Source organism: Streptomyces sp. W16, assembly GCF_033194735.1.
In the GTDB taxonomy this organism is placed as follows: Bacteria; Actinomycetota; Actinomycetes; order Streptomycetales; family Streptomycetaceae; genus Streptomyces.
This window is the reverse complement of sequence record NZ_JAWOAI010000660.1, coordinates 1-4,623: the sequence shown is the minus strand read 5'-3', so window position 1 is coordinate 4,623 and position 4,623 is coordinate 1. Positions and strand designations below refer to the sequence as shown.

Annotated in this window: 4 protein-coding genes and 1 pseudogene; 3 read left to right on the top strand and 2 right to left on the bottom strand. The window is 69.2% G+C overall.

Features of this window, described 5'->3' with window-relative positions:
• From R6V09_RS46465 to R6V09_RS46455, 3 genes and pseudogenes are all read left to right on the top strand, one after another.
• Nucleotides 1–434: pseudogene (locus R6V09_RS46465) on the top strand (P1 family peptidase); the annotation flags it as partial.
• A gap of 173 nt (nt 435–607) precedes the next feature.
• Nucleotides 608–1,834 carry a L,D-transpeptidase gene (locus R6V09_RS46460; protein ID WP_317887504.1) on the top strand — a complete coding sequence of 409 codons (1,227 nt, stop codon included), beginning with the start codon at nt 608–610 and terminating at the stop codon, nt 1,832–1,834.
• Between the two features lie 157 nt (nt 1,835–1,991).
• Nucleotides 1,992–2,741 (top strand): DUF6227 family protein, encoded by a 750-nt coding sequence (locus tag R6V09_RS46455; protein ID WP_317887503.1) that lies wholly within the window; start codon nt 1,992–1,994, stop codon nt 2,739–2,741.
• A 13-nt stretch (nt 2,742–2,754) separates the two neighbouring features.
• On the opposite strand, the gene R6V09_RS46450 is transcribed toward R6V09_RS46455, so the two are convergent.
• Together R6V09_RS46450 and R6V09_RS46445 are read right to left on the bottom strand one after the other, a co-directional pair.
• On the bottom strand, nt 2,755–3,009 hold the full coding sequence (locus R6V09_RS46450) for a hypothetical protein (RefSeq protein WP_317887502.1): 255 nt from the start codon (nt 3,007–3,009) through the stop codon (nt 2,755–2,757).
• A 93-nt stretch (nt 3,010–3,102) separates the two neighbouring features.
• Nucleotides 3,103–4,623, bottom strand: a 1,521-nt coding sequence (locus R6V09_RS46445; protein ID WP_317887501.1) for a PTS fructose transporter subunit IIC, incomplete at its 5' end; no start/stop codon positions are given.

Sequence of the window (4,623 nt, the reverse complement as noted above, 5' to 3'; positions counted from 1 at the left end):
CGCTCTTCCGATCTGAGTTGTTCCAGGGGCGCGTGACGTAGCCGGAAGCGCACGTCCACGAGGCCGCGCGCCGGCGCCTCGCCGAGGCCGCCGCGAAGAACGGGCCTCCCCCGCTGAACACCACGCTCGCGGTGGTCGCCACCGACGCGGATCTGTCCAAGGCGCAGGCGCAGAAGCTGGCCGGCACGGCGCACGACGGCATCGCGCGTGCCGTGCGGCCGGTGCATCTGCTGAACGACGGGGACACGGTGTTCGCGCTGGCCACCGGGGCCCGCCCGCTCGACGCCGAACACCCCCTCGCCCTGAACGACATCCTCGCGGCCGGTGCGGAGGTGGTGACCCGGGCGATCGTGCGCGCGGTGCGTGCCGCCGAGCCGGTGGACGGGCCGGGCGGGGCCTGGCCGTCGTACGAGGAGCTGTACGGGAGGCGATAGGCGCCCTGTGGCGGTGGGCATCCGGTGTTTCCGGGGATCCGTACCGGTGTTTGTCGCGGTTCTGTCACCGGATGGCGTTCGTGGGGAACGGCGGGAACCCGTGCGGGGGCGGGGACCCTCTTTGTCCACGCATCGCAGCGGATCACGCACATCACACGAACCTGGAGCAGCCCGTGACAACGCCGGACATAGCAGCGCGGCGCGTACTGGGGGCCATCGCCGCCCTGATGGTCGGCACCCTCACCCTCAGCGCGTGCGGCGGCAACGCCAGCGCGGATTCCGACACCAACAGCAAGGGTGGCGGCGGGACGTCCGCCAAGACGTCCACCGCGAAGATCGTCATCTCGGCGAAGGACGGTTCGACGAACGCGTCCATCAACGCGACGGGCGTGCAGGTCAGCGACGGCAAGTTGACCGACGTGAAGATGACGGTGGCCGGGTCCGGGCAGGCCGTGGAGGGCGTGGTCTCGGCGAACGGCGGGAACTGGAAGCCGAAGGAACAGTTGGAGCGCGGTACGAAGTACCAGATCTCGGCGACCGCGAAGGACGCGAGCGGTAAGACCTCCGCGGCCAACTCGATCTTCACGACGGTCAGTTCGGCCAACAGCTTCATAGGGACGTACACGCCGGACAACGGGACGACGGTCGGTGTGGGGATGCCGGTGTCGTTCACCTTCGACAAGGTGATCGGCGACAGGAAGGCCGTGCAGTCGCACATCACGGTCACATCCAGCAGCGGGCAGCAGGTCGTGGGGCACTGGTTCGGGGCGCAGCGGCTCGACTTCCGGCCCCAGGACTACTGGAAGGCCGGTTCCAAGGTCACGATGAAGATCGACCTGGACGGCGTGGAGGGCGCGAACGGCGTCTACGGCGTGCAGAAGAAGACCGTGACCTTCACCGTCGGCCGTTCGCAGGTCTCCACGGTCGACGTGAACACGCAGACCATGACGGTGGTGCGGGACGGGCAGACCCTCAAGTCGCTGCCGATCTCCTCGGGCAGCCCGGAACACACCACGGACAACGGGCAGATGGTGATCTCCGAGAAGTTCACGCAGACGCGGATGAACAGCCAGACGGTCGGGCTGGGCGGTGAGTACGACATCCCGGACGTGCCGCACGCGATGCGGCTGACCTCGTCCGGGACGTTCATCCACGGCAACTACTGGTACAACAAGGCCAATCCGCCCTTCGGCCAGACCGGCACCAGTCACGGCTGTGTAGGGCTCGCGGACGTCCAGGGCGCGCAGGGCGCGACGAACGCCAAGTGGTTCTACGACAACTCACTGATCGGGGACGTCGTGATCGTGAAGAACTCCCCCGACAAGACGGTCGCCCCGGACAACGGGCTCAACGGCTGGAACCTGGCGTGGAGCGAGTGGACCGCCGGAAGTGCCGCCTGACCGGCAGGTTTTGACGGATCTTCGGGCCGCGCGGGAACATCTCGCGCGGCCCGCGCGTTTTCCGGGCATACGTTTTCTCGGTTCACAGGAATGATGTCCGACCGAGGGGCTACGGTATGCACCCACAAGGTGACATGCAGCAACGCCGGGAGAAGCCTTGAGCGTTCCGTACGACACGGCAGCGTACGAACCACCCGAGTCGCACGAGTCTCCGGAGGAGCACCTCGCGCGACTGCTCGGCCGTGCCCTGAACTCCTTCGAGCTGCCGGACGAGACGATACGGCAGGTCCTGGACTGCGCGCTGGCGTACGACAGTTCGCTGCACTCCGCGCACCACAGCGCGGGCCTGCACCGGGAGACGTACCGGCACACCTGGCTGCTCACCGACGGTTCGGCGCTGACCCTGTGGGAGCTCGTCCACAACACCGTGCTGGGCCGGGAGGCGCAGCACGAGGTGTACGTCGACGAGGAGGAGCTGCGCACGGCGACCGCGCGTCTGCCGATGCCGCCGGACACGACGGACTTCGAACTCCCGGTGCTGGTGCACCTGTCACCGATCCCGGAGCCCCGGCACGCGTATCTGGCGGACAACTCGGCGGACCACGCGCGCCGCTTATTGCGCCGCGCGGAGAACACGGACCAGCCGGACGAGGAGACGGCGGCGCTGCTGGCGACGGCGTTCGCGCACCAGATCATCCAGGCCTTCGGCCGCCCGTACCGAGCGGGTCGCGCGGCGGTGTGCTTCTCGCTCTACGAGCACGCGTTCCTGTTGCCCGACGGTGCGGAGATCTCCCTGTGGGAGGTCGAGCACACGGCCACGCCCGACGGCCGTCACATGTGCGAGGTCTACGTCAGCGAGGACGCGGCTCGGGACGCGATGGAGCGGCGGGCGGCGCAGGTCTCCTGAGGCCGGGCGGGTGTCAACGCCCGTCGCTGAGCTGTCGTACGAGACCCGCGAAGGCGTCGCGCTCGGCCGGGGTCAGTTCGACGGACTCCAGGTGGGGTGCGGTGTCGCGCCGGCCCGGGAGGCCGTGGAGCGGGTGGGCCGCGTGCCACACGGTGGGTTCGGCGAGGGCGCGGCGCAGGATGCGCGTCAGGCCGAGCACCCAGGCGACGGTCGCCAGGGCGAGAACGGCAACACCGGTCAGCTGGAGGATGGAGACGTGCTCAGGCATGCGTTCCAGTAGACACCACGGTCCGGGACCGTGGTCCCGGACCGTGACGTATCTCGCAGTTGCCGTGAACACCTCACGGCAGCCCAAAAGCGGCTAGACGGCGACCGGCTGCTTCGCGTCCGCCGTGGGGGCGGATATGTCCTCCGGCGCTCCGGGGGCCGCAGCGCCGGCGGCCGGCTTGCGCATTCCCTTCAGTACGACGACCAGGCCCGTCGTGACGCACATGCCGACCGCGATGGCGATCAGGTACAGGAACGGGCTGCCGATCAGCGGGACCACGAAGATGCCGCCGTGCGGGGCGCGCAGGGTCGCGCCGAAGGCCATCGACAGGGCGCCGGTGATCGCGCCGCCCACCATCGAGGACGGGATGACCCGCAGCGGGTCGGCCGCCGCGAACGGGATGGCGCCCTCGGAGATGAAGGAGGCGCCCAGGACCCAGGCGGCCTTGCCGTTCTCGCGCTCGGTCTCGGTGAAGAGCTTGCCGCGCACGGTCGTGGCCAGGGCCATCGCCAGCGGCGGGACCATGCCGGCCGCCATGACCGCGGCCATGATCTTCATCGCCGAGTCACTGGGGTTCGACACCGCGATACCCGCCGTGGCGAAGGTGTACGCGACCTTGTTGACCGGGCCGCCGAGGTCGAAGCACATCATCAGGCCGAGCAGGGCGCCCAGCAGGATGGCGTTCGAGCCGCTGAGGCCGTTGAGCCAGTCGGTCATGCCCTTCTGCGCGGAGGCGATCGGTTTGCCGATCACCACGAACATCAGGAACCCGACGATCACCGTGGAGATCAGTGGGATCACCACGACCGGCATGATCCCGCGGACCGCCTTCGGGATCTTCACCTTCTGGATGGCCAGCACCACACCACCGGCGATCAGACCGGCCGCCAGACCGCCGAGGAAACCGGCGTTGATGGTGGAGGCGATCATGCCGCCGACGAAGCCGGGCACCAGACCGGGCCGGTCCGCCATGCCGTAGGCGATGTAACCGGCCAGCACCGGGACCAGGAAGCCGAAGGCGACGGCGCCGATCTGGAACATCAGCGCGGCCCAGCTGTCCGTCTGCGTCCACACGAAGTGCTGCATGACCGAAGGGGCGGACTTGATCTCGTAGCCGCCGATCGCGAAGCCGAGGGCGATCAGCAGACCGCCGGCCGCGACGAACGGGACCATGTAACTGACGCCGGACATCAGCCACTTGCGGAGCATCGAGCCGTAGCCCTCGCCCGCCTCGCCGCCGCGCTCGACCGGCGTCGGCGCGGATCCGCCGGTGACCTCGCCGCGCTCCGCCTTGCCGCGGACCTCGGTGATCAGTTCGGCGGGACGGTTGATGCCCGCCTTCACACCGACGTCGATGGTGGGCTTCCCGGCGAAGCGTTCCTTCTCCCGTACGGGCACGTCGTGGGCGAAGATCACGGCGTCCGCCGCCGCGATCACCGCCGGGTCGAGCCGGGTGAAACCGGCCGAGCCCTGCGGCTCCACGACGAGGTCGACACCGGCGTCGCGGCCCGCGTTCTCCAGCGCCTCGGCCGCCATGTAGGTGTGTGCGATGCCGGTCGGGCAGGAGGTGACGGCGACGATCCGGAACGGCTGCTCCTCGGCGCCGGCGCCCTT